This is a genomic window from Streptomyces sp. NPDC127092 (genome assembly GCF_042722475.1).
GTDB lineage: Bacteria > Actinomycetota > Actinomycetes > Streptomycetales > Streptomycetaceae > Streptomyces.
Map to the genome: position 1 here is coordinate 108,255 of NZ_JBHXFE010000003.1, position 23,007 is coordinate 131,261.

Consider the following 23,007-nt stretch of genomic DNA (forward strand, 5'->3'; position numbering starts at 1 on the left):
GAGCTCAAACTTCAGCGTCGCGCACTGTTCGTACCATCTTTGCCACTGGCCTGGTGGCCGGCCTCGCCGCGACCGCGCTCGCCGCACCCGCCGTCGCCGCCGCGCCCCCGGCCGCGCCCTCCCACGCCGCCACCCAGCAGGCCCTGGACGCGGCCGTGGCCGCGGGCGTGCCCGGCGCCGTCGCGGCGGCCCGCGACGGAAAGGACCGCTGGACCGGCACCGCGGGCGAGCGCGAGGGCGACGACCGCTACCGGGTCGGCTCCATCACCAAGACCTTCACCGCCACCGTCCTCCTCCAGCTCCAGGCCGAGGGCCGGCTCGACCTCGACGACCCGGTCGAGAAGTGGCTGCCCGGCGTGGTCCGCGGCAACGGCCACGACGGCCGGAAGATCACCGTCCGCCAGCTCCTCAACCACTCCAGCGGCATCTACAGCTACACCGAGGACCCCGCCTTCCAGCAGAAGGTCTTCGGCTCCGGCTTCCTCGAGCACCGCTACGACACCTGGACACAGCGGCAGCTCGTCGACGTCGCCATGGGGCATGCACCCGACTTCGCGCCCGGCACCTCCTGGCGCTACTCCAACACCAACTTCGTCCTCGCCGGCATGGTCATCGAGAAGGTCACCGGACGTCCCTACGGCAAGGCGGTCGAGAACCGGATCATCAAGCCGCTCAAGCTGCGCGCCACCACCGTTCCCGGAACGGACTCCCGCATGCCGGAGCCGAATTCGGGCGCCTACTCGAAGCTCGCCCCCGAGACCGGCGGTCCGACGTACGACGTCACCGACCTCAACCCGAGCATCGCGTCCGCGGCCGGCGAGATGATCTCCGACTCCCGCGACCTCCAGACCTTCTACCGGGCCCTGCTCAAGGGCCGGCTGCTGCCCAGGGCCGAGATGCGCGAGCTGACGACCACGCTTCCGGTCTCCGCCGAGTACCCGGAGTTCCGCTACGGTCTCGGGATCTCCTGGCAGAAGCTGAGCTGCGGCAAGGAGATCTGGGGGCACGGCGGCGGCATCCACGGCTCCGTCTCGGAGGCGTACGCCACCCGCGACGGCGAGCACTCCCTCGCCGGGAACTTCAACGCCGACTGGACGGGTGACACCCAGACCGTGATCGAGGCGGAGTTCTGCGGCACGGCTCCGGAGAAGTAGCCCACGGGGGCGGCGTTCAGCGGGGCAGGACGACGACGTAGGCGGGCGGCTGCCGGTCCGGCGCGGCCATCAGGGCCGTACGGACCACGGTCGCCTGCTGGTCCATCGCCTCGCGCAGCTTGCGCGGGGTCAGGTGGACGACGGTGATGCCGAGCCGCTCCAGGTGCTCGCGCTTGCGCGTGTACTCCGACCAGAGCGCGTCGTCGTCCTGCCGCGGCGCCCGGGTGTCCAGCTCCACCGCGACCGCCTGGTCCGGCCAGTAGGCGTCCACGCCGCCGAGGTGGGGGCCGCCGGGCAGCCGCAGGTCTACGTTCCACAGCGGGTCCGGCAGAGCGAACTCCCGCACCATCGTGTACAGCCGGTCCTCGGCGATCGACCGGCCCTCGGCGAGCAGCGAGTCCACCGCGTCCACCACATGGGGCCGGGTCAGCAGCCGGGCCCGATTCAACTCCCTGACGACGGACCCCGGTTCGCAGTGGCCGGCGCTCACGGCCTCGGTGAGCAGCCGGCGCACCACGCCCGCGTCGGACAGCGCCGAGACGGCGTCGGCGAGCGCCCGGGGCACCGGGGCGACCGGCAGCCCGTCGATCTCCAGCGACTGCGGCGGCTCGGCCGTGCGCACCACCCGGACGAGGCCGGTCGAGCGCAGCCGCCGGGTGCGCGGCACGAGGACGTCGACCCGGTCGATCATGCCGGGCGGGGGAGCGGAGGCGAAGCGGTGCAGGGAGAGGGCGGCGAGCCCGGTGAGCATCGACCCGCCGCCCGCGTGGCGGACGGCCTCGCGGAACCGGTCGGCTCCGGTGTGGGGGAGGGGGGAGAGGGGGGCCTTGGGGGAGGTGTCGTGGTTCATGTCGACGGTCTTCCGTCGTCCGGACCTCAACTAACCGCTGTTACACGCCCGTCGACATTTAGGGACAACCCCGCACTAAAGTACGCGCGTTCGAGTGCCGAGTAGGCGCGGCCCGCCCACCAGGCACGCGGCACGCCACCGGGCCCGCCCGCCCTCCGGGCCCGCCCGTACGCACGGCGGCCCCCGGCGGAGGGTCTCCGCCGGGGGCCGAAGGCGCCCTACGAGGCAGGGCCGGGGATCAGAGCGCGCGCCCGTCGCACTCCTGCGCCCGCAGCGCCCGCGCCAGGTCGTCCCGCGCCTCCAGGACGAGACGGCGCAGCGCCGGGGCGGCGTCGGCGTGCTCGTCCAGCCAGGCGTCGGTCGCGGCCAGCGTCTCCGGCCGGTCCTGGAGCCCCGGGAACAGACCGCGCACCACGTCCATGCCGATCTGGATGGACCGCTCCGCCCAGATCCGCTCGATCACCGCGAAGTACTTCTCCGCGTACGGGGCGATCAGCTCGCGCTGCGAGGGCCGTACGAAGCCCGCGATCGTCGCCTCCACGAGGGCGTTCGACAGCGCGTCCGACTCGACGACCTGCGCCCAGGCCTGTGCCTTGACCGCGGCCGAGGGCCGGGCCGCCAGGCAGCGCACCTGGTGCCGCTTGCCGGTCGCGGTGTCGTCGCGGGACAGCTCCGCGCCGATCCGGGCCTCGTCGGCGCGGCCGTGCGTGGCCAGCGGCTCCAGGAACGCCCAGCGCAGCTCCTGGTCCACGTCGAGCCCGTCGACCGCGGCCGAGCCGTCGAGCAGACCCTCCAGGAGCTGGAGGTCGGCCTCGGAGGACGCGACGGCGGCGAAGAAGCGCGCCCAGGTCAGCTGGTGCTCGCTGCCCGGCTCGGCGAGCCGCAGCTCGCGCAGCCCGCCCTCGGCGAGCAGCCGCCCGCCCTCAGGACGCCAGTCCGGCGCCGCGTAGTGGGTGACGGCCGACTGCGCCCAGGCGTGCACCATCTGCAGGACGCCGATGTCGGTCTCGCGGCCCGCGAAGTCCAGCGCGATCCGTACGAAGTCGCGGGCCGGCATCAGCCCGTCGCGGGTCAGGTTCCACAGCGCCGACCAGCACAGGGCGCGGGCCAGCGGGTCGGTGATGTCGCCGAGGTGGGCGCGCAGGGTGGCGAGCGAGCCCTCGTCGAAGCGGACCTTGCAGTACGTGAGGTCGTCGTCGTTGACCAGGACCAGGTCCGGCTTCTCGGCGCCCGCGAGCTCGGCCACGACCGTGCTCGCACCCGTGATGTCCGCCTCCACGCGCGCGTACCGCACGAGCTCGCCGTCCGTGAGGCGGTAGAGGCCGACGGCGGCGCGGTGCGGGCGCAGCTCGTCGCCGTCCTGGAGGACGGCGAGCTCGGTGATCCGGCCCTCGGCGTCGTACGTGACGACCGGCGTGAGGCTGTTGACGCCGGAGGTCTGCAGCCAGGACTTCGCCCAGGCCTTCATGTCCCGGCCGGAGGTCTCCTCCAGGACCGACAGCAGATCGCCCAGGCGCGTGTTGCCGTACGCGTGGCGCTTGAAGTAGCGGCGCGCGCCCTCGAGGAACGCGTCCCGGCCCGCGTACGCCACGAGCTGCTTCAGGACCGACGCGCCCTTGGCGTAGGTGATGCCGTCGAAGTTGAGCTTGGCGTCCTCCAGGTCACGGATGTCGGCCGTGATCGGGTGGGTGGACGGCAGCTGGTCGGCGCGGTACGCCCAGGCCTTGCGGTTGTTGGCGAAGGTCACCCAGCTGTTGGTGAAGCGGGTCGCCTCGGCGAGCGAGAAGGAGCCCATGAAGTCGGCGAAGGACTCCTTCAGCCACAGGTCGTCCCACCACACCATGGTGACCAGGTCGCCGAACCACATGTGGGCCATCTCGTGCAGGATCACGTTGGCCCGGCGCTCGTACGCCGCCTGCGTCACCTTGCCGCGGTAGATGTACTCCTCGCGGAAGGTGACCATGCCCGGGTTCTCCATGGCGCCGAGGTTGTACTCGGGCACGAAGGCCTGGTCGTACTTCCCGAAGGGGTACGGGAAGTCGAAGTTGTCGTGGAAGAAGTCGAAGCCCTGCTTCGTGATCAGGAAGACGTCGTCCGCGTCGAAGTGCTTCGCGAGGCCCTTGCGGCACATCGCGCCCAGCGGGATCACGAGCTCGGTGCCGTCGTCGGAGACGCGCTTGTAGGTGTCCGTCACGTAGTGGTACGGCCCGGCGACGACGCACGTGATGTACGTGGAGATCGGCGCCGTCTCGGCGAACCGCCAGCGCCCCTCGGCGTCCTGCTCGCCGGCGCCGTTCGACCAGACCGTCCAGCCCTCGGGGGCGTCCACCTCGAAGCGGTACGGGGCCTTGAGGTCGGGCTGCTCGAAGTTGGCGAAGACGCGGCGGGCGTCGGCCGGCTCGTACTGCGTGTAGAGGTAGACCTCGCCGTCCTCCGGGTCGACGAAGCGGTGCATGCCCTCGCCGGTGCGGCTGTAGGCGCACTGGGCGTCGACGACCAGCACGTTCTCGTCGGCGAGGCCGTCGACGGCGATCCGCGAGCCGTCGAAGACGACCGCCGGGTCGAGCGCGCGGCCGTTGAGCGTGACCGCGTTCACCGAGGGGGCGACCAGGTCGACGAAGGTGGCGTCGCCGGTGCCCGTGCGGCGGAAGCGCAGCGTGGTCACCGAGCGGAAGGTGCGCACGCCCTCCCCCGACTCGCCGACCGCCGACCGCAGGTCGAGGTAGACCTCGTACCCGTCGACGGACAGCAGCTCGGCCCGCTCGCGGGCCTCGTCGCGGGACAGATTCTCACCGGGCACGGGGCACTCCTTCGTGACGCCATCGAAACAGCACCGATCCTGCCATGTGCCACTGACGCGGGGTACACGGGAATGCCGCCGCGTTCCCCGGCGTTGCGCCTTTTCGGCGCAACACCTTGCCCAGCACGTTTCCCCGCCCGTACCGAGGCCCTTTCCGAGGAGTCACATGTCCGAGAGCAGGACCACCGCCGAGTTCTTCTTCGACCCGCTGTGCCCGTGGGCCTGGATGACGTCCCGCTGGATGCTGGAGGTCGAGAAGGTGCGCCCGGTCGACGTGCGCTGGAAGGTCATGAGCCTGGCGGTGCTCAACGAGAACCGTCTGGACGAGGTGCCGCCGGAGTACCGGGAGATGCTCGAGACCAAGGCCTGGGGCCCGGTGCGCGTGGTCGTCGCCGCCCAGCAGCTGCACGGTGACGAGGTCGTCGGCAAGCTCTACACGGCGCTCGGCACCCGCTTCCACAACGACGGCGAGGGCCCGACCCGCGAGGCCATCGCCGCCGCGCTCGCCGACGTCGGCCTGCCGGCCGAGCTCGTCGACTACGCGGACAAGGACACGTACGACGCCGAGCTGCGCGCCTCCCACAAGGAGGGCATCGACAAGGTCGGCCAGGACGTCGGCACCCCGGTGATCTCCGTCCCCGGCGCGGACGGCGCCGAGGTCGCCTTCTTCGGCCCGGTCGTCACCCCGACCCCGCGTGGCGAGGCCGCCGCCCGGCTGTGGGACGGCACCCTGCTCGTCGCGTCGACGCCGGGCTTCTACGAGATCAAGCGCACCCGGACGGCGGCGCCGAGCTTCGAGTAGGCCCGGGTCCGCACACGCGGACGGCCCCCGCGGTTCGCCCCCGGAAGGGGGGTGCCGCGGGGGCCGTCCTCTTTTCGCCTGCCCGGTGAAGGTTGAGAAGACGATCACGAGCAGGAGTCCGTCAGATGCCGATCAGCGGGGTGCGTCCCTTCGCGTCGGCGTAGCGCTTCTGCACGTCCTGCCAGTTGACGACCTGCCACATGGCCTCGATGAAGTCGACCTTCTGGTTCTTGTACTGCAGGTAGAAGGCGTGCTCCCAGGCGTCGAAGACGAGGACCGGGACCGAGCCCTGGCCGACGTTGCCCTGGTGGTCGTAGACCTGCTCGACGATCAGCCGGCCGCTGATCGGCTCGTACGCGAGGACACCCCAGCCGGAGCCCTGGGTGGTCGCGGCGGCCTTGGTCAGCTGGGCCTTGAACCGGGCGAAGGAGCCGAAGGACTCGGTGATCGCGTCGGCGAGCTCGCCGACCCCGTCGGCGGCCAGCGGCTCACCGCCGCCTCCGTCCTTCGGGCTGTTCATGTTGTTCCAGTAGATGCTGTGCAGGATGTGCCCGGAGAGGTGGAAGGCCAGGCTCTTCTCCAGCCCGTTGATGCTTCCCCACTCCTCCTTCTCGCGCGCCTCCTCCAGCTGCTCCAGCGTGTCGTTCGCACCCTTCACGTAGGCCGCGTGGTGCTTGTCGTGGTGCAGCTCGATGATCTGCGGGTTGATCACCGGCTCCAGCGCCGCGTAGTCGTACGGCAGCTCCGGAAGTGTGTAGATCGCCATGTGCCGAGCCCTAGCCCTTCGACCGACTGCTTATTGCAACCTATATGCAAGTGCAGGCTATCAGCATGTGCATAGTTGAGTGGTTGATCTTTGGACGGGAAGATCTGCGCTGAATGGGTGACGATGGGCTCATCGTCCGGCGCGCGACGGATCGCGTTCGGGAAGCGGAGTCTCCGCGCCGGTCCGCCTCAGTCCCGTCGGGGTGCCCGATGAAGCCGAATTCCTTCGCCGTAGCGACCGCGGCTGTCTGCGGTCTCGTCCTGATGGGCCCGGTGCCGGCGGCATCGGCCGACACCCGCGCCGGGGCCGGAAGTGCTCCTGCTCTCGCTTCTCTCCCGCGGTCCGCCCTGTGTCCCACACCCGAGGCGCCGCCCGGCACCGGCTCACGGATCAGCCCCGCCGACGCCGACGGCCTCGTCCGCGCGCACAACGAAGCACGCCGGGAGGCCGTGGAGAAGTACCACCCCGGACTTGCCGTCGTCTCGGTCCGCTGGGACCCCAAGCTCGCCTGCGACGCCCAGGCCTGGGCCGACGACCCCGCGTCCAGCGCGGGCGGGACACTGCACCACAGCGGCTTCGAGGCCAGGGGCCGACAGGGGGAGAACCTGCTCAACTCCTACCCGGGCCCGGCGCGACCGCTGATCGCGGTGGATCCGGGCGTGCGCTACAGCTGGATGGCCGAGAAGCCCGCGTTCGACGCCGACGGCAACGCTCCGGTGAACGACACCAACTACCACGTGTGGGGCCACTACTCCCAGATGGTGTGGATGTCCTCCGCCTCACCCACCACTGCCATCGGCTGCGGTGTGAGGGAGGGCGTTCCGGTGTCGGGCAACACCGGCTGGATCCTGGTCTGCCGGTACGCCCCCGCGGGCAACCGGATCGGGGAGCGTGCCATACCGCCCGGAGGCGCGGTCGCACCTCCCGCGAACAGCTGGAACGCACGGGCGCAGGTCGCCACCGACGCGGTCGGGGACCCGGCGACCATGGTGACGCCGAACCAGCAGCACGTCTTCTACCGGAGCGAGGGCGGCACCCTCAAGCACCTGTTCTGGGATGCGGGTCAGAACAGGGTGTTCGCCGACGACTGGAATCAGAAGGCCGGTGCTGCTGCCGATGTTGCCGGGAACCCGGCGACGATGGTGTGGCCGGGGCAGCAGCATGTCTTCTATCGGAGTACGGCTGGGACTGTTCGGCATCTGTTCTGGGATGCGGGTCAGAACAGGGTGTTCGCCGAGGACTGGAGCCGGATGGCGGGTGTGGCGGCGGATGTCGCCGGGGATCCGGCGACGATGGTGACGCCGGGGCAGCAGCATGTCTTTTACCGGAGTACGGCTGGGACTGTTCGGCATCTGTTCTGGGATGCGGGTCAGAACAGGGTGTTCGCCGACGACTGGAATCAGAAGGCCGGTGCTGCTGCCGATGTTGCCGGGAACCCGGCGACGATGGTGTGGCCGGGGCAGCAGCATGTCTTCTATCGGAGTACGGCCGGGACCGTTCGGCATCTGTTCTGGGATGCGGGTCAGAACCGGGTGTACGCCGAGGACTGGAGCCGGATGGGCCGTGTCGCCGCCGACGCCACCGATGATCCGGCCACCTTGGTGTGGCCGAATCAGCAGCACGTCTTCTATCGCAGCGAGGACGGCGCCATCAAGCACCTCTTCTGGGACGCCCCGGCGAACCGGGTGTTCTCCCAGTGAGCGAGGTCAGGCCTCCTCGGGGGCCGGGTCGTTCGTCGGGGTGGACGCCGTCCCGCGGGACTTCTGGAGGGCGAGGCCGACCAGCGCGAGCACCAGCGTCAGGGCGCCCGTCGAGTAGAGCTGGATCCGGGTGCCCTCCTCACGGGCCATCAGGAAGAAGACCGCCGCCATGCCGGCCAGCGCCACCCAGGTCAGGGCCGGGAACAGCCACATCTTCACGACCAGCTTCTCCGGCGCCTCGCGCTCGGTGCGGCGGCGCAGCACCAGCTGGGAGGCCGCGATGAAGAACCAGACGACCAGGATGATCGCGCCGATGGTGTTGAGCAGCCAGATGAAGGCCTTGTCCGGCGACCAGTAGCTCAGCAGCACGCAGCCGAAGCCGACGACCGAGGAGACGAGGACCGCCGTGCGCGGCACGCCGCCGAAGGTGCGGCCGAGCGCCTGCGGGCCCTGGCCGCGGGCGACCAGCGAGCCGGCCATGCGGGAGGCGCCGTAGATGTTGGCGTTCATCGCCGAGAGCAGGGCGACCAGGACCACCACGTTCATGATCTGGCCGGCGGCCGGGATGCCCAGGTGGTCGAGCGTCGCGACGTACGGGCCCTTCTCGACGACCGCCTTGTCGTCCCACGGCACCAGGGTGACGATGACCGCCATCGAGCCGATGTAGAAGAGGGCGATGCGCCACATCGCCGTGCGGACGGCCTTGGCGACGCCCTGCACCGGGTGCTCGGACTCGGCCGCGGCGATGGTGACGGTCTCCAGACCGCCGTACGCGAAGACCGAGGCGAGCAGACCGACGATCAGGCCTTCCGAACCGTGCGGGAAGAAGCCGCCGTCCCCGGAGAGGTTCGCCGCGCCGGGGGCGTCGGTGCCCGGCAGCACGCCGACGATGGCGAGCACGCCGATGCCGAGGAAGAGGACGATCGCGCCGACCTTCAGCGCGGCGAACCAGAACTCGAACTCGCCGAAGTTCTTCACCGCCGCCAGGTTCGTGCCGCAGAACACCACCATGAACAGGGCCACCCAGGCCCACTCCGCGGTCCCGGGGAACCAGCCCGTCATGATCTTCGCGGCGCCGATGCCCTCCAGGCCGACGGCCACGCACAGCAGGAACCAGAAGGCCCAGCCGGCGGTGAAACCGGCCCACGGGCCGAAGGCGCGCTCGGCGTGGACGGAGAAGGAGCCCGAGGCCGGGTTCGCCGCCGACATCTCGCCCAGCATCCGCATCACCAGCATGACGAGCACACCGGAGATCGCGTACGCGAGGACGATCGACGGGCCGGCCGCGGCGATGCCGGCACCGGAGCCGACGAAGAGGCCGGCGCCGATGACGCCGCCGAGGGCGATCATCGAGAGGTGGCGCTGCTTGAGGCCGTGGGACAGGCCCCCGGCAGGAGCGCTCGCGTCGTCCTTGCGGTCGGCCGGCGCGGGCGCGGTGGTCCGGGACATGGGCGAACCTGTTCATGAGGTGAGACGGGGAGGTGGCCCACAGTCTGTGGGCCCGCACCGCTCACAGGGAACAGATGTCCGCTATACGGGCACGAGCTTCACACAAGGTGAAGGTTCAGCTCCGCTTCGTGGAGGAACCGCGCAGCTCCCGCCCCCACGCCACCACCAGCACCGCCGCCGTCGCCCCGGCCGACCACAGCACCTGCGGCCGCGCCGCCTCGTCCCGCAGCATCAGCACGAGCACCGCCGCCATCGCCGCGAGCGCCACCCAGGTCAGCCACGGGAAGCCCCACATCCGCAGCGACAGCGTCTCCGGCGCCTCCCGCTCGATCCGGCGCCGCAGCCGCAGCTGGGACACCGCGATCAGCGCCCACACGAACAACAGCACCGCGCCGACCGCGTTCAGCATGTAGAGGAAGACCGAATCCGGCCACTTCAGATTCAGCAGTACGGAGACGAAGCCGAAGGCCACCGACGCCAGCACCGCCCGCCGCGGCACCCCGCCGCCCGACACCCTGAGCAGTCCCTTCGGCGCCTCACCGCGCTCGGCCAGCGAGAACACCATCCGCGAGGAGCCGTACAGATTGGCGTTCAGCGCCGAGAGCAGCGCCACGAACACCACCACGTTCATGATCTGGCCGGCCGCCGGCACCCCGATCGCGTCCAGCACCGCCACGTACGGCGACTCGCCCGGCCGCATCGCGGTCCACGGCAGCAGGGTCACGATCACCAGCATCGAGCCCACGTAGAAGAAGAGGATGCGCCACACGGCGCTCCGCACCGCCCGCGCGACGTTGCGCGCCGGGTCGTCCGACTCCGCCGCCGCGATCGTCACGACCTCGAGCCCGCCGAAGGCGAAGACCACGGCGAGCACGCCGGAGACGACCCCTGCCCAGCCGTTGGGCAGGAAGCCGCCCTCGCCCGTCAGACGCGCCAGGCCCACCGGGTCGGTGTCGGGCAGCCAGCCGGCGATCGCCAGCACGCCCAGCACCAGGAAGAGCACGATCGCGCCGACCTTCAGCGCCGCGAACCAGAACTCGAACTCGCCGAAGTTCCTCACCGCCGCCAGGTTGGCCGCCGTGAACACCAGCATGAAGACGAGCACCCAGGCCCACTGCGGCACGCCCGGCACCCAGCCGTGCGCGATCCGCGCCGCGCCCGTCGCCTCCACCGCGAGCACCACCACCAGCAGGAACCAGTACAGCCAGCCCACCGAGAAGCCCGCCCAGCGGCCGAGCGCCCGCTCCGCGTGCACCGAGAAGGCGCCGGACGCCGGCATCGCCGCCGACATCTCGCCCAGCATCCGCATCACCAGCATCGCGAGCGCGCCGGCGAGCAGATACGAGACGACGATCCCGGGCCCCGCCACCGCGATGCCCGCGCCCGAGCCGACGAAGAGCCCGGCGCCGATCACCCCGCCGAGCCCCAGCATCGTCAGGTGACGCCGCTTCAGCCCGTGGGAGAGCGGCTCCCGTTCCGGGGCGAGGGAGGACGGAGGGGCGGGCGGGGCGTCGTGCATGGGGGCTCGCGCTTCGGACGGTTTATGGGGACCCCACAGTCTCTCCGGTGGCCGTCTCCTGGCGCAAAAGGGACCACTGGACAAGAGTGCCCAGTGACAAGCGTCACGTGGCGGAAGGCGTGAACGACGGGCTTTGTCCGATCTCCACGAAGGGCTCAACCTCCGCTTTGTGGGCGGCTGATGGTGATCGGCCGTTCACTCCTGGCATACGGTCGAGCCGTCCCCCTGTCCCCTTCCTTCCGCGGAGTACCGATGAGCACCGCCGCCGCCCCCGTCCGTTCCCTCCGCTCCGGGACGGTCCTCGCCGACCTGATCCCGTCGAGCCGCGTCCGCGACCTCGCGCTGGTCGTCGGCGGCGCCGCGCTCACCGGCCTCGCCGCCCAGCTGTCCGTGCCCGTCCCGGGCTCCCCGGTCCCGGTCTCCGGCCAGACCTTCGCCGCCCTGCTCGTCGGCACCTCGCTCGGCGCCCGCCGCGGCTTCCTCGCCCTCGCCCTGTACGCCGTCGCCGGCATGGCGGGCGTGCCGTGGTTCGCCCAGGCCACCTCCGGCTGGTCCATGCCGTCCTTCGGCTACATCCTCGGCATGCTGCTCGCCGCGACCGTCGTCGGCGCCCTGGCCCGCCGCGGCGCCGACCGCTCGGTGCTCCGCACGGCCGGCACGATGGTCCTCGGCTCGGCGGTCATCTACGCGGTCGGCGTGCCGTACCTGGCCCTCGCCACCGGCATGTCCTTCGGCCAGGCCGTCGCCGCGGGCCTGACCCCGTTCCTCATCGGCGACGCCCTCAAGGCCGCGCTGGCGATGGGCGCCCTGCCGACCGCCTGGAAGCTGCTCGGCCACAAGGGCTGAGCCGCCAAGGGGCCGCCCCGGGCCGCGCCGCCCGCGGTCCGCACCGCCCCCGGTCCGCGCCGCCCAAGGCCCGCGCTCGCGCGCTCACCGCTTCCCGAAGGCCCCGAAGAGGCTCGCCGGGTCGAGTTCCGACTTGACCGCGGCGAGCCTCTTCGCCGTCGCGGAGTCGTACAGGCCGTCCGTCCGCTCCCCGTCGCCGAAGACGAAATTGGCCGCGCGCCCCAGCGTGCGCGGTGCGAGCGCCCGCTCCACGCGCGCGTGGAGCTCCCGTACCGGCGCCGGACCGGCCTCGTCGAGCGGGTACAGGGCCCGCACGAGCCAGCCCGCCTCGCGGTACGGCACGGAGTTCGGCGCCGCCGGCTCCGCGGCGAGCGCCCCGCCCAGGTGGTTGAGCTGCACGACCGCCATCCGGTCGGCCTTCGGCCCGGTCAGGTCGAGGACCTCGGCCAGCGCGTCCCCGTCCGTCGCGTCGAGCAGGATCCCGTCGCCCCAGTAGGCGTGCGGGAAGTCCGGGTCCGCGTGGATGGTGTGGCTCTCGGTGTACGGGAGCTCCCGCAGCGAGTCGGAGAGCGCGGGCCCGAGCTCCCGCAGCGGCGCCACCAGCCGCTCGCCGTCCGCCGCGTCGCCCGTGAAGGCGATCCGCACCGACAGCACGTACCGGCCGCGCAGGTGCGGCGGCAGGGCCGGGACGTCCGGGTAGACGAGCGCGGCGAGCGAGGAGGTCAGCGCCTCGGGCACGCCCGAGGCCCACTCCGCGTAGGCCCGCAGCACCCGGCCCGGCTCGACCACGGCCCCGTCGAAGGCGAGCGAGCCGCCGTAGAGGCGGGCGACCGGCACCAGGCCGGTCTCGACGGCGGTGACCACGCCGAGCCCGTGACCGCCGCCGAGCACCGCCTCGAACGCCGCGTCGCCCGGCGTCAGGTGCCGCAGGGCGCCGTCCGCCGTCACCAGGTCGAGCGAGCGGACGTGGTCGGCGGCCCAGCCGTACGTACGGCCGAGGATGCCCAGACCGCCGCCGAGGAGGTAGCCGACCACGCCGACGCCGGGCGAGGAGCCGTTGAGCGGGGCGAGCCCGTGCGGCGCGGCGGCCGCCACGACCCGGCCCCAGCGGGCCCCGGCGCCGATCCGCGCGGTGCGCGCCACCGGGTCCACCGTCACGTCGTCCATCCGCCGGGTGTCGATGAGCAGCCCACCCTCGACGGGCCCGCCGCGCCCGTGCCCGGTGGACTGCACGGCGACGGTGAGGCCGTGCCCGGCCGCGTACCGGACGGCGGCGCGGACGTCGTCGGGGCCGGTGGCCTCGACGAGCCGCTCGGGGCGCACGGGGAAGGCGGTCTGGAAGCCGGTGAACTGGTCGTACGCGGACATGGAAAGGCTCTCCGTTCCCGAGGTGGTCGGTGTACGGAGAGCCTTTCGCGGATACCTGACAGCTTCCGTCAGGTATGGGTTCAGATCCTGTCGGAGGGCTCCGTGAGCTCCGCGGGCTTCCGGAACCGGTCCTTCACGATGCCGATGGCGAGGACCAGCGCCGCGACGAGCAGCGAGAGGACGACCTGCTCACGGTTGCTGCCGCCGTCGTAGACCATGTAGCCGAGGACGAAGACGATCATGGCGGCGGTGGCCCAGGTCAGGTACGGGAAGAGCCACATCTTCACGACCAGCTTCTCCGGGGACTCGCGCAGGATGATCTTGCGCATCCGCAGCTGGGTCAGGCAGATGACCAGCCACACGAAGAGCGCGACCGCACCGGAGGAGTTGAGCAGGAAGGCGAAGACGTCGTCCGGCCGCCAGTAGTTGAAGAAGACCGCCACGAAGCCGAAGACGACGGAGGCGAGGATCGCCGTGACCGGCACGCCCTTGGCGTTGGTGCGGGCGAAGGACGCGGGCGCGTCACCGCGCTGGCCCAGCGAGAAGGCCATGCGGGAGGCGGTGTAGAGGCCCGAGTTCAGGCAGGACAGCACGGCGGTCAGGACGATCACGTTCATGATCTGGCCGGCGGCCGGGATGCCGATGGAGTCGAGGGCGGCGACGTACGAGCCCTTCTCGACGATCGACTTGTCGTTCCACGGCAGCAGGGTGAGGACGACGAAGATCGAGCCCAGGTAGAAGACGCCGATCCGCCAGATCACGCTGTTGGTGGCCTTGGTGACGGCGCGCTGCGGGTCCTCGGACTCGCCGGCGGCCAGGGTGACGATCTCGCTGCCCATGAAGGAGAAGACGACCATCAGCACGCCGGTGAGGATCGCGCCCGCGCCCATCGGGAAGAAGCCCCCGGCGTCGGTGAGGTGCGCGAGGCCCGCGCCCGGGTTGTCCGAGCCCGGCAGCACGCCGAAGACGGCGAGGAAGCCGATGACGACGAAGGCCGCGATGGCGACGACCTTGATGCCGGCGAACCAGAACTCGAACTCGCCGTACGAGGCGACGGAGCCGAGGTTGGTCGCGGTGAGCACCACCATCACGATGAGCGCCCAGGCCCACTGCGGCACTGCCGGGATCCAGCTCTCCAGGATCACCGCTCCCGCGGTCGCCTCGACCGCGAGGACGACCACCCAGAAGAACCAGTACAGCCAGCCGATGGTGAAGCCGGCCCAGCGGCCGAGCGCCTGGTCGGCGTAGGCGGAGAAGGAGCCGGAGGAGGGGCGGGCGGCGGCCATCTCGCCGAGCATCCGCATCACGAAGACGACCATCGCGCCGACGAGCGCGTAGGAGAGGAGGATGGCGGGGCCGGCCGCGGCGATGCCGGAGCCGGAGCCGACGAAGAGGCCGGCGCCGATGACACCGCCGATGGCGATCATCGACAGGTGGCGGTTCTTCAGCCCGGCCTTGAGGCCGTTCGCGCCGTCGGGCTGGACTTCACCGGGGTTTCCGGTGGTGCCGCCTTCCTTCGCCAGGGTCGGCTGCGTGTTCATGAACGCTTCCTTCGGTATGGGGGCATGCTCGGGTCGCGAGCTGGAGCAATGAAACCGGGTGACCGGGGAGTACGGAAGAGCTGATTCCGGATCGTGATTCAGGACATAAGGTCCGGACCTGCCGGGACGAAGGTCCCCGGCGCCCGGGACCGACGTCCCGACCCCGATGACCGCTACCCGGCTCCGCCCGTGCCACACTCGGACCATGCGCGTCTACCTCGGCTCCGACCATGCCGGCTACGAACTCAAGAACCACCTCGTCGAGTGGCTGAAGGCCCACGGCCACGAGCCCGTCGACTGCGGTCCCCACATCTACGACGCCCAGGACGACTACCCGCCGTTCTGCCTGCGCGCCGCCGAGAGGACGGCCGCCGACGAGGGCAGCCTCGGCATCGTGATCGGCGGCTCCGGCAACGGCGAGCAGATCGCCGCCAACAAGGTCAAGGGCGTCCGTGCCGCCCTCGCCTGGAGCGAGCAGACCGCCGCCCTCGGCCGCGAGCACAACAACGCCAACGTGGTCGCCGTCGGCGCCCGCATGCACTCCGAGGAAGAGGCGACCAAGTTCGTCGAGATCTTCCTGAGCACCCCGTACTCCGGCGACGAGCGCCACACCCGCCGCATCGACATGCTCAGCGCGTACGAGACCACCGGCGAGCTCCCCCCGATCCCGGCCCACCACCCGCAGGAGCCCACCGCCTGATGCCCGAAGGGCACACCATCCACCGGCTGGCCGCCGACTACCGGGAACGGTTCGGCGGCCGGCCTGTGCGTGTCTCCAGCCCGCAGGGCAAGTTCGCCGACTCCGCGGCGCTCCTCGACGGCACGGTGCTCGCCCGCACCGAGGCCCACGGCAAGCACCTCTTCCTCGGCTTCCCCGGCGAGGAATGGGTCCACGTCCACCTCGGCCTCTTCGGCAAGGTCACCTTCGGCGACGCCCCCGCGCCGCCGCCCACGGACACGGTCCGGCTGCGCCTCGCCAACCCGGAGTCGTACGTCGACCTGCGCGGCCCGACGGCCTGCGAGCTGATCACCGACGCCGAGAAGCGGTCCATACACGACCGGCTCGGCCCCGACCCCCTCAGGGACGGCGACGACCCGGCGCGCGCCTGGCTCCGCGTATCGAGGTCCCGCACCACGATCGCCGCGCTCCTCATGGACCAGAAGATCGTCGCGGGCGTCGGCAACGTCTACCGCGCCGAGGTCCTCTTCCGGCACGGCATCGACCCGTACCGCGCGGGCAGGGACCTGACCGAGCGGGAGTGGCGCGCGATCTGGGACGACCTCGTCGCGCTGATGCGCGAGGGCGTGCGGCTGAACCGCATCGACACCGTCCGCCCGGAGCACACGCCCGAGGCGATGGGCCGCCCGCCGCGCGTCGACGACCACGGCGGCGAGGTCTACGTCTACCGCCGGGCCCAGCTGCCCTGCCACGTCTGCGGCACCGCGATCCGCACGGCGGACCTCGCCCACCGCAACCTCTTCTGGTGCCCGGACTGCCAGCAGTCCTAGGGGGTGCCTCGCCGTTCATCCCCGGCTCGACGGGACACCCCCCGGCCTCCGGCTAGAAGCTGTGCGGCAGCCACGGCGCCACCGGGGACCCGAACGCCACCGAAGCCGCAGCCAGCGCTCCCGCGCGCACCTCGCGGACGCGCCCGGCCGCGGCGAGCGACAGCAGCGAGACGCCGCCCAGGTAGGCCGCTCCCAGCTCCCGTACGGACAGGGACAGGTCCGCCGCCTCGTCCGTACGGACACAGCTCGCGCCCGACGCGTCCCCCGTCAGCCGCCAACGCCCCTCGTTCCAGGGGCAGAACGCGTCCTCGACCTCGAACACCACGTCCACCGGCGTCTGGTACGTCCGCGCCGCGAGCGCCGCGCCCACGTCCACCAGCCGGACGAAGAGGATCTCCCGGAGCGCCGGCTCGCAGCGCCGGACGTCCGTCACCAGGTGCTGCCAGGCGTCGTCCACCGGCCTGCTGCGCACCTTCACCCGCGCGGTCAGGTCCACCGAGCACAGGAACCGCCACAGCGCCGCCTCCGCCACCGGGTCGAGGCCGGCCAGCTGCTGCACCGAGACGGAGCCGTCGGAACCCGCGAAGGACCAGTCCGGCTTGATCGCGTAGTGCGCGTAGCCGACGACCTCCCCGTCCCGCTCCGCCAGCACGCACATCCGCGGCGAAGCGCCCTCCCGTTCGGCGGGCGGGTCGAGCAGCGCCACCCGCTCCCAGCCGGGGCGGCGCTCCAGCATTCCGGGCCGGCCGGTGACCAGACGCGCGTACACGGCCTCGGTCGCGTCGAGCGCCTCCGTCGGCGTCGTCACCCGCAGCGAGACCTCGTCCGTGCCCTCCGGCAGCGTCAGCCGCACCCGGGTCGTGTCGATCGTCGCGTGCACCGCGTAGGTCGCCGCGCCGTACCCGAACCGCCCGTAGATCACCGGCTCCGAGGCCGTCAGGATCGCCAGCGGCTCGCGCCGGCTCCGTACGTCCTCCAGCTGGCGCCGCATCATCGACGTGAGGATCCCGCGCCGCCGGTGCGTCCCGGCCACGCTCACCATGGTGACGCCGGCCGCCGGCACCACGTTCCCGCCCGGGACCGAGAGGCGGAAGGAGAACGCGCCCGCCGTGCCGACACAGCGGTCGCCGTCCCACGCGCCGATGGACCGCTCGTGCTCGGTCAGCTCCTGCCAGAGCTTGCGCTCCTCGTCCGATTCCGGAACGCCACCGAACGCCAGCTCCAGCACCGCGTACCAGTTGTCCCATTCGGCGGGATCGAGCACCCGCAGTTCCGTCGTCATATGCCATCGATATCAGCGCTCCACGACCCGACGCGACCCGTTTTCACACGCCTTGTCACCTGGGTCCCCCTGCACGAGCTCCGACCGTGTGGATAGGGTCCAGGCCAATGGGACGTCGCGGAGTACTCGACTCGTACGCGGCCCGGATGCGCAGGAGCGCCCGCCGGGCCCGCGTCGCGCTGCGCCGGAGCGGGGTCGACTACTTCCGCGGAGACGGCTCCGACTGGATCGCGATGGCCGGGCTCCTGCTCACGGTCCCCGCCATCGCCGTCGGCACCGTCACCAACCCCGTCTGGTGCTCGCCGGTCGCCCTCGTCCTGCCGATCGTCGCCGGCGGGCTGCTGCTGCGCCCCGCCAGCCTCCTCGGCCTGTACGCGGCCGCCGCCGGCGCGCTCATCGTCGAGTCGCTCGTCCTCGGTCCGTACACCGAGGGCCCGGCCCGGGTCACCCCGGGCACCGTCCTGGTCGTCGCGGCCTGCGGCCTGTTCGGGCTGCTCATCGCCCAGTTCCGGGCCCGCGTCGGCGTGCCCTGGCGGCGCGGCGGCACCATGCTCTTCGACCTGCGCGAACGCATCCGCGTACAGAGCGCGCTGCCCCGCCTCCCGGCCGGCTGGCACCGCGAGATGGCCCTGCGCCCGGCCGGCGGCCAGTCCTTCTCCGGCGACTTCGTCGTCGCCGCCCGCACCAACGGCGGACGCACCCTGGAGGTCGTGCTCACCGACGTCTCCGGCAAGGGCATGGACGCGGGCTCCCGCGCGCTGCTCCTCTCCGGAGCCTTCGGCGGCCTCCTCGGCTCGCTGCCGCCGCACGGCTTCCTGCCCGCCGCCAACGGCTACCTGCTGCGCCAGGACTGGGACGAGGGCTTCGCCACCTCCGTCCACCTGGTCCTCGACCTGGAGTCCGGCGACTACGAGCTGCTCTCCGCCGGCCATCTGCCCGCGCTCCAGCTCCACGCGGGCACCGGCCGCTGGGAGGAGAAGGCCGCCGAAGGACCGCTCCTCGGCGTGTACGACGGTGCCGAGTTCCACCCGGTCAAGGGCGCCCTGCGCCCCGGCGACGTCCTGATGCTCTTCACCGACGGCCTCGTCGAGAGCGCCGACCGCGACATCGCCGAGGGCATCGACCGCCTCACCGGCGAGGCCGACCGCCACATCGCCGGCGGCTTCGAGGGCGCCGCTTGGCACCTCATCGAAGCCTGCGCCAAGGACGTCAACGACGACCGGGCCCTCCTCCTGATCAGCCGCAAGGGGTAGCCACCGTGACCGACACCCCGCACCCCGGCCCGCGCCCGTACCTCACCCTGGCCGAGGTCGAGGCCGTCGCCGTCGCCGCCCACGCCGGGCAGACCGACAAGGCGGGCCGGCCGTACGCCGAGCACCTGCGGGCCGTCGCCGAGGGCGTGCGGGCCCGGGGCGGGAGCGAGGCGCAGATCGCGGCCGGGTGGCTGCACGACGCCGTCGAGGACGACGCCCTGTCCGAGCGGTGGCTGGCGGACGCCGCGCTGCCGGACGAGGTCAAGGCGATGGTGCGCGCCCTCACCAAGCGGACCGGTGAGCCGCCGGAGGACTACGCCCGTCGCGTTCTGGCCACCCCGGGCGCCCTGCTGGTCAAGGAGTCCGACCTCGCGCACAACGCCGACCCGGCCCGCCTCGCCGCGCTCGACCCGGCGACGGGGGAGCGGCTGACGGCCAAGTACGCCCGGATGCGGTCCCTGTTGGGACTCACAGAGGGAAAAGATCAGGCCACAGGGAAATGATCAAGACGGATTTCGTCACGTTGGCTCGATCCTTGCGACGACGATTCGTCACCCGGCCGCGGTGGGCAGGAAGTTGGTGGCACGATAGATGCGGCGGGGGTGTTCTGTGACGTGCGCTCCCCGGCGGCAAGGGCGGGACCGACCGAGGGTGTGATCAGTTGTGGCCATTTCACTGTCCGTGGTGCTGCTTTTGGCGATCATCCTGGTGGTGCTGATCCGTGGCGGAAACCTGAAGGCCGGTCCGGCCGTCGTCGCGGTCCTCTTCGGCTTCTTCCTCGCCTCCACGGGCATGGCCGACGACATCCAGCGCTTCCTGGACTCGATAACGCAGACGATCGGCGCCATCAAGTTCTGAGTGCCCTGCTCGCGGTCACGCCGGCCTGGCGGCGGCGCGCTTGCGGCCCCGGGAAGCCTTCGTGGCCGTCTTCGCGCGCTCGTCCGTGGCGGCCTTCGCCGTCTCCTTCGGGGCCGAGCCCCGGGTCGCCTTCCGGGTCGAGTCTCCGGTCTCCTTCGGCGTCGAGCCCCGGGCCGTCGACCACGTGAACTCGATCTCCAGCTCGACCTCCCCGTCGTCGACCTCGAACTCCAGCTCACCGCGCAGCTCGTCCGGGATGCGCAGGCTCAGCGTTCCCGCGCCCAGTTCCAGCTCCGCGTCCCCGCCCTTCCTGAGGGCGTCGGCGAGCGCCGAGAGCTGATCGGCCGCCTCGACACGGGACATCGAGCGCTTCTGCTCGTACTTCAGGTCCGTCATGAGTGCCTCCGGCGCCCATTCTCCGGCCCCCCGAAGAACCCCGCAAAAGGTACGAAAGGCTCGACGCAAGGGCTGGTGAAAGGGTCGACGCAAGGGCCCGGGAACGCCTCGGGGCCGGGCCGGAGAACGTGTCTCCGGACCGGCCCCGGGCCGAACAGAGCGGGCGACGGGAATCGAACCCGCGTAGCTAGTTTGGAAGACTAGTGCTCTACCATTGAGCTACGCCCGCACAGCAGTGCGCCGCAGGCCAGGGCCGCGGCACGGACGCCATCGTAGCCGGTCCTGGCGGGTGCTCGCACGCCCCTCGGAAAGAGGGGGCGTCGCACCGTCCCCGTCCATGTACCCTACGTGTCGCACCGACGGGGTGTGGCGCAGCTTGGTAGCGCGTCCGCTTTGGGAGCGGAAGGCCGTGGGTTCAAATCCCGCCACCCCGACCAGCCAAGATCACGTTGTGGGGCGCAAGCCGCTTGCGGTTACTATGCAAGCTGCGTGCCCGTGTGTCTCTCTGACCGGGCCGATCGGCCGGAACCGCCACGGGCGGCGCCGCCGGAAACCAGGAATCAGCCACAAGGAGACCGAACCGTGAAGAGCGCCGTGGAGACCCTGAACCCGACCCGGGTTCGGCTCACTGTCGAGGTGCCCTTCGAGGAGCTCAAGGACAGCCTCGACGCGGCGTACAAGAAGATCAACCAGCAGGTCACGGTCAAGGGCTTCCGCAAGGGCAAGATCCCCGCGCGCGTCATCGACCAGCGCTTCGGCCGCGGTGCCGTCCTCGAGGAGGCCGTCAACGACGCGCTCCCGAAGCTGTACACCGAGGCGGTCAACGAGGCCGAGGTCAACCCGCTGGGCCAGCCCGAGGTCGACATCACCGAGCTGAAGGACGGCGAGCTGCTGGCCTTCACCGCCGAGGTCGACATCCGCCCGGCCATCGAGATCCCGGACTACTCCGGCATCGAGGTCGAGGTCGACGCGGTCGAGGTCACCGACGAGGACGTCGAGAAGTCCGTGGAGCAGCTGCGCGAGCGCTTCGCCTCCACCAACCCGGTCGAGCGCGCCGCCGCCGAGGGTGACGTCGTCACCATCGACCTCGAGGCCAAGGTCGAGGGCGAGGTCCTCCCCGACGGCATCGCCAACGGCGTCTCGTACACCATCGGCTCCGGCGAGCTGCTCGACGGCATCGACGCCGCCGTCACCGGCCTGGAGGCCGGCGGCGAGGCCACCTTCACCTCCGAGCTGAAGGGCGGCTCCGCCGCGGGCAAGGAGGCCGAGGTCACCGTCAAGGTCACTGCCGTCGCCGCCCGTGAGCTCCCCGAGCTCGACGACGAGTTCGCGCAGATGGCGTCCGAGTTCGACACCCTCGACGAGCTCAAGGCCGACAGCCGCAAGCGCCTCGAGAACATGAAGCAGTTCGACCAGGCCACCCAGGCCCAGGAGCGCGTCCTGGAGAAGTTCCTGGAGCTCGCGGAGATCCCCGTTCCCGAGAAGCTGCTCGAGGACGAGATCCAGACCCGCAAGCACAACCTGGAGCACCACCAGCTCGGCCAGATGGGCCTGACCCTCGAGAAGTACCTGGAGTTCCAGGGCAAGACGGTCGAGGAGTTCGAGGCCGAGACCAAGGAGCAGGCGGTCAAGGGCATCAAGACCCAGTTCCTGCTCGACGAGCTGGTCTCCCAGGAGAAGCTGAACGTGGACCAGGAGGAGCTCACCGAGCACCTCATGCGCCGCGCCGCCTCCTCCGGCATGTCCCCCGACCAGTTCGCCCAGGCCGTCGTCCAGGGCGGCCAGGTGCCGATGCTGGTCGGCGAGGTCGCCCGCGGCAAGGCCCTCGCGGTCGTCGTCGAGGCCGCCAAGGTCGTCGACACCAACGGCAACGTGGTCGACCTGTCCGACGAGGACGAGGAGCAGGCCACCGAGACGGTCGAGGCCGTCACCGGCGAGGCCGAGGTCTCCGAGGAGAAGTAAGCCCCACCAGGCTCACCGGGAGGCCCAGGCCCCCCGCTGAACCCCGCGCCACGGGCCCGGACGCACAGCAGTGCGCCGGGCCCGTGGACGTACCGGGAACCCTCCGGGAACCCCTTCGTGACCCGTTTATGCGCGCCCAACTACCTTGCGCTCCCAGCGAACAGTTCGGGAACCGGGATGGCGTTGTCCTACCTGCGCGTTAGGGTCCATGAATACGAGGGCACTGCCCTCAGAACGAGACGCGAGACGGCCCGGGGCCGTCGGAGACGAGCAGGTGGATACGTGACGAATCTGAAGCCTTACGCCGCGGGTGAGCCGTCCATCGGTGGCGGCCTCGGCGACCATGTCTACAACCGGCTGCTCGGCGAGCGCATCATCTTCCTCGGCCAGCAGGTCGACGACGACATCGCCAACAAGATCACCGCGCAGATGCTCCTCCTGGCCGCCGACCCGGAGAAGGACATCTTCCTCTACATCAACAGCCCCGGTGGCTCCGTGACGGCCGGCATGGCCGTCTACGACACCATGCAGTACATCCCGAACGACGTCGTCACCATCGGTATGGGCATGGCGGCCTCGATGGGCCAGTTCCTGCTCACCGGCGGCACCCCCGGCAAGCGCTTCGCGCTGCCGAACACCGACATCCTGATGCACCAGGGCTCCGCCGGCATCGGTGGCACCGCCTCGGACATCAAGATCCAGGCCGAGTACCTTCTCCGTACGAAGAAGCGCATGGCCGAGATCACCGCGCACCACTCCGGCCAGACCGTCGAGACGATCATCCGCGACGGCGACCGCGACCGCTGGTTCACCGCGGACGAGGCCAAGGAGTACGGCCTCATCGACGACATCATCACCCACGCCGCGGGTGTCCCGGGCGGCGGCGGCACGGGCGCCTGAGCCCCGGCAGCCCGTTCCAGAGCCCCAGCCCACGATCGCCCTCAGGATGGTG

At 71.3% G+C, this 23,007-nt stretch carries 20 protein-coding genes and 2 tRNA genes; 12 read left to right on the plus strand and 10 right to left on the minus strand.

All coding sequences use genetic code 11. The features are described from left to right. Positions 1–35 precede the first annotated feature (35 nt). Positions 36–1,154: a serine hydrolase domain-containing protein gene (locus tag ACFWJO_RS03580; RefSeq protein ID WP_386863318.1), complete on the plus strand. Its 1,119-nt coding sequence runs from the start codon at positions 36–38 to the stop codon at positions 1,152–1,154. Positions 1,155–1,170: 16 nt separating this feature from the next. Here ACFWJO_RS03580 and ACFWJO_RS03585 read toward each other — a convergent pair whose 3' ends face one another. Both ACFWJO_RS03585 and pepN read right to left on the minus strand, forming a co-directional pair. After that, complete coding sequence (locus tag ACFWJO_RS03585; protein WP_386863189.1) at positions 1,171–2,004, minus strand: hypothetical protein; 834 nt, start codon at positions 2,002–2,004, stop codon at positions 1,171–1,173. Between the two features lie 238 nt (positions 2,005–2,242). Then, on the minus strand, positions 2,243–4,804 hold the full coding sequence (gene pepN / locus ACFWJO_RS03590) for an aminopeptidase N (protein ID WP_386863190.1): 2,562 nt from the start codon (positions 4,802–4,804) through the stop codon (positions 2,243–2,245). A 166-nt stretch (positions 4,805–4,970) separates the two neighbouring features. Here pepN and ACFWJO_RS03595 point away from each other — a divergent pair, with 166 nt between their 5' ends. Next, the gene (locus ACFWJO_RS03595) at positions 4,971–5,606 is read left to right on the plus strand and encodes a DsbA family protein (protein ID WP_384421490.1); all 636 of its coding nucleotides are present in this window, start codon (positions 4,971–4,973) and stop codon (positions 5,604–5,606) included. A gap of 121 nt (positions 5,607–5,727) precedes the next feature. Here the strand turns inward: ACFWJO_RS03595 and ACFWJO_RS03600 are convergent, their stop codons facing one another. Continuing rightward, positions 5,728–6,372 (minus strand): superoxide dismutase, encoded by a 645-nt coding sequence (locus ACFWJO_RS03600; protein ID WP_386863191.1) that lies wholly within the window; start codon positions 6,370–6,372, stop codon positions 5,728–5,730. Positions 6,373–6,635: 263 nt separating this feature from the next. On the opposite strand from ACFWJO_RS03600, the gene ACFWJO_RS03605 reads away from it, so the two are divergent. After that, a complete protein-coding gene (locus ACFWJO_RS03605) occupies positions 6,636–8,072 on the plus strand; it encodes a CAP domain-containing protein (RefSeq protein WP_386863192.1) in 1,437 nt (478 codons plus the stop codon). A gap of 6 nt (positions 8,073–8,078) precedes the next feature. Here the strand turns inward: ACFWJO_RS03605 and ACFWJO_RS03610 are convergent, their stop codons facing one another. Both ACFWJO_RS03610 and ACFWJO_RS03615 read right to left on the minus strand, forming a co-directional pair. Further along, positions 8,079–9,521 carry an amino acid permease gene (locus tag ACFWJO_RS03610; RefSeq protein ID WP_386863193.1) on the minus strand — a complete coding sequence of 481 codons (1,443 nt, stop codon included), beginning with the start codon at positions 9,519–9,521 and terminating at the stop codon, positions 8,079–8,081. A gap of 115 nt (positions 9,522–9,636) precedes the next feature. Then, positions 9,637–11,040, minus strand: a complete 1,404-nt coding sequence (locus ACFWJO_RS03615) for an amino acid permease (protein ID WP_386863194.1) — start codon at positions 11,038–11,040, stop codon at positions 9,637–9,639. A gap of 252 nt (positions 11,041–11,292) precedes the next feature. Between ACFWJO_RS03615 and ACFWJO_RS03620 the strand changes: the two genes are divergently transcribed. Beyond that, positions 11,293–11,886, plus strand: coding sequence for a biotin transporter BioY (locus ACFWJO_RS03620; RefSeq protein ID WP_384421682.1), 594 nt, complete (start codon positions 11,293–11,295; stop codon positions 11,884–11,886). 84 nt (positions 11,887–11,970) lie between these two features. Here the strand turns inward: ACFWJO_RS03620 and ACFWJO_RS03625 are convergent, their stop codons facing one another. Together ACFWJO_RS03625 and ACFWJO_RS03630 are read right to left on the minus strand one after the other, a co-directional pair. After that, positions 11,971–13,254, minus strand: coding sequence for an FAD-dependent oxidoreductase (locus ACFWJO_RS03625; RefSeq protein WP_386863195.1), 1,284 nt, complete (start codon positions 13,252–13,254; stop codon positions 11,971–11,973). A gap of 80 nt (positions 13,255–13,334) precedes the next feature. Next, a complete protein-coding gene (locus tag ACFWJO_RS03630) occupies positions 13,335–14,795 on the minus strand; it encodes an amino acid permease (RefSeq protein WP_386863196.1) in 1,461 nt (486 codons plus the stop codon). 205 nt (positions 14,796–15,000) lie between these two features. Between ACFWJO_RS03630 and ACFWJO_RS03635 the strand changes: the two genes are divergently transcribed. Then, positions 15,001–15,495, plus strand: a complete 495-nt coding sequence (locus ACFWJO_RS03635) for a ribose-5-phosphate isomerase (protein WP_386863197.1) — start codon at positions 15,001–15,003, stop codon at positions 15,493–15,495. After that, positions 15,495–16,304 carry an Fpg/Nei family DNA glycosylase gene (locus ACFWJO_RS03640; RefSeq protein ID WP_386863198.1) on the plus strand — a complete coding sequence of 270 codons (810 nt, stop codon included), beginning with the start codon at positions 15,495–15,497 and terminating at the stop codon, positions 16,302–16,304. The genes ACFWJO_RS03635 and ACFWJO_RS03640 overlap by 1 nt, the downstream gene beginning before the upstream one ends. A gap of 52 nt (positions 16,305–16,356) precedes the next feature. On the opposite strand, the gene ACFWJO_RS03645 is transcribed toward ACFWJO_RS03640, so the two are convergent. After that, positions 16,357–17,586, minus strand: coding sequence for a GNAT family N-acetyltransferase (locus ACFWJO_RS03645; protein WP_386863199.1), 1,230 nt, complete (start codon positions 17,584–17,586; stop codon positions 16,357–16,359). 107 nt (positions 17,587–17,693) lie between these two features. On the opposite strand from ACFWJO_RS03645, the gene ACFWJO_RS03650 reads away from it, so the two are divergent. The 3 genes from ACFWJO_RS03650 to ACFWJO_RS03660 all read left to right on the plus strand — a co-directional run bounded on the left by ACFWJO_RS03650 (position 17,694) and on the right by ACFWJO_RS03660 (position 19,697). Then, the gene (locus tag ACFWJO_RS03650) at positions 17,694–18,839 is read left to right on the plus strand and encodes a PP2C family protein-serine/threonine phosphatase (RefSeq protein ID WP_386863200.1); all 1,146 of its coding nucleotides are present in this window, start codon (positions 17,694–17,696) and stop codon (positions 18,837–18,839) included. Between the two features lie 5 nt (positions 18,840–18,844). Further along, positions 18,845–19,342, plus strand: a complete 498-nt coding sequence (locus ACFWJO_RS03655) for an HD domain-containing protein (RefSeq protein WP_386863201.1) — start codon at positions 18,845–18,847, stop codon at positions 19,340–19,342. Between the two features lie 160 nt (positions 19,343–19,502). Further along, positions 19,503–19,697 (plus strand): hypothetical protein, encoded by a 195-nt coding sequence (locus ACFWJO_RS03660; RefSeq protein WP_386863202.1) that lies wholly within the window; start codon positions 19,503–19,505, stop codon positions 19,695–19,697. Positions 19,698–19,712: 15 nt separating this feature from the next. Here the strand turns inward: ACFWJO_RS03660 and ACFWJO_RS03665 are convergent, their stop codons facing one another. Continuing rightward, on the minus strand, positions 19,713–20,093 hold the full coding sequence (locus ACFWJO_RS03665) for an amphi-Trp domain-containing protein (RefSeq protein ID WP_386863203.1): 381 nt from the start codon (positions 20,091–20,093) through the stop codon (positions 19,713–19,715). Between the two features lie 158 nt (positions 20,094–20,251). Beyond that, positions 20,252–20,322, minus strand: a tRNA-Gly gene (locus ACFWJO_RS03670). A gap of 131 nt (positions 20,323–20,453) precedes the next feature. On the opposite strand from ACFWJO_RS03670, the gene ACFWJO_RS03675 reads away from it, so the two are divergent. The 3 genes from ACFWJO_RS03675 (at position 20,454) to ACFWJO_RS03685 (ending at position 22,955) form a co-directional block, all read left to right on the plus strand. After that, positions 20,454–20,530, plus strand: a tRNA-Pro gene (locus ACFWJO_RS03675). Positions 20,531–20,675: 145 nt separating this feature from the next. Continuing rightward, positions 20,676–22,055, plus strand: a complete 1,380-nt coding sequence (gene tig, locus ACFWJO_RS03680; protein ID WP_386863204.1) for a trigger factor — start codon at positions 20,676–20,678, stop codon at positions 22,053–22,055. Positions 22,056–22,337: 282 nt separating this feature from the next. Further along, positions 22,338–22,955: an ATP-dependent Clp protease proteolytic subunit gene (locus tag ACFWJO_RS03685; protein WP_384421660.1), complete on the plus strand. Its 618-nt coding sequence runs from the start codon at positions 22,338–22,340 to the stop codon at positions 22,953–22,955. Positions 22,956–23,007 lie beyond the last annotated feature (52 nt).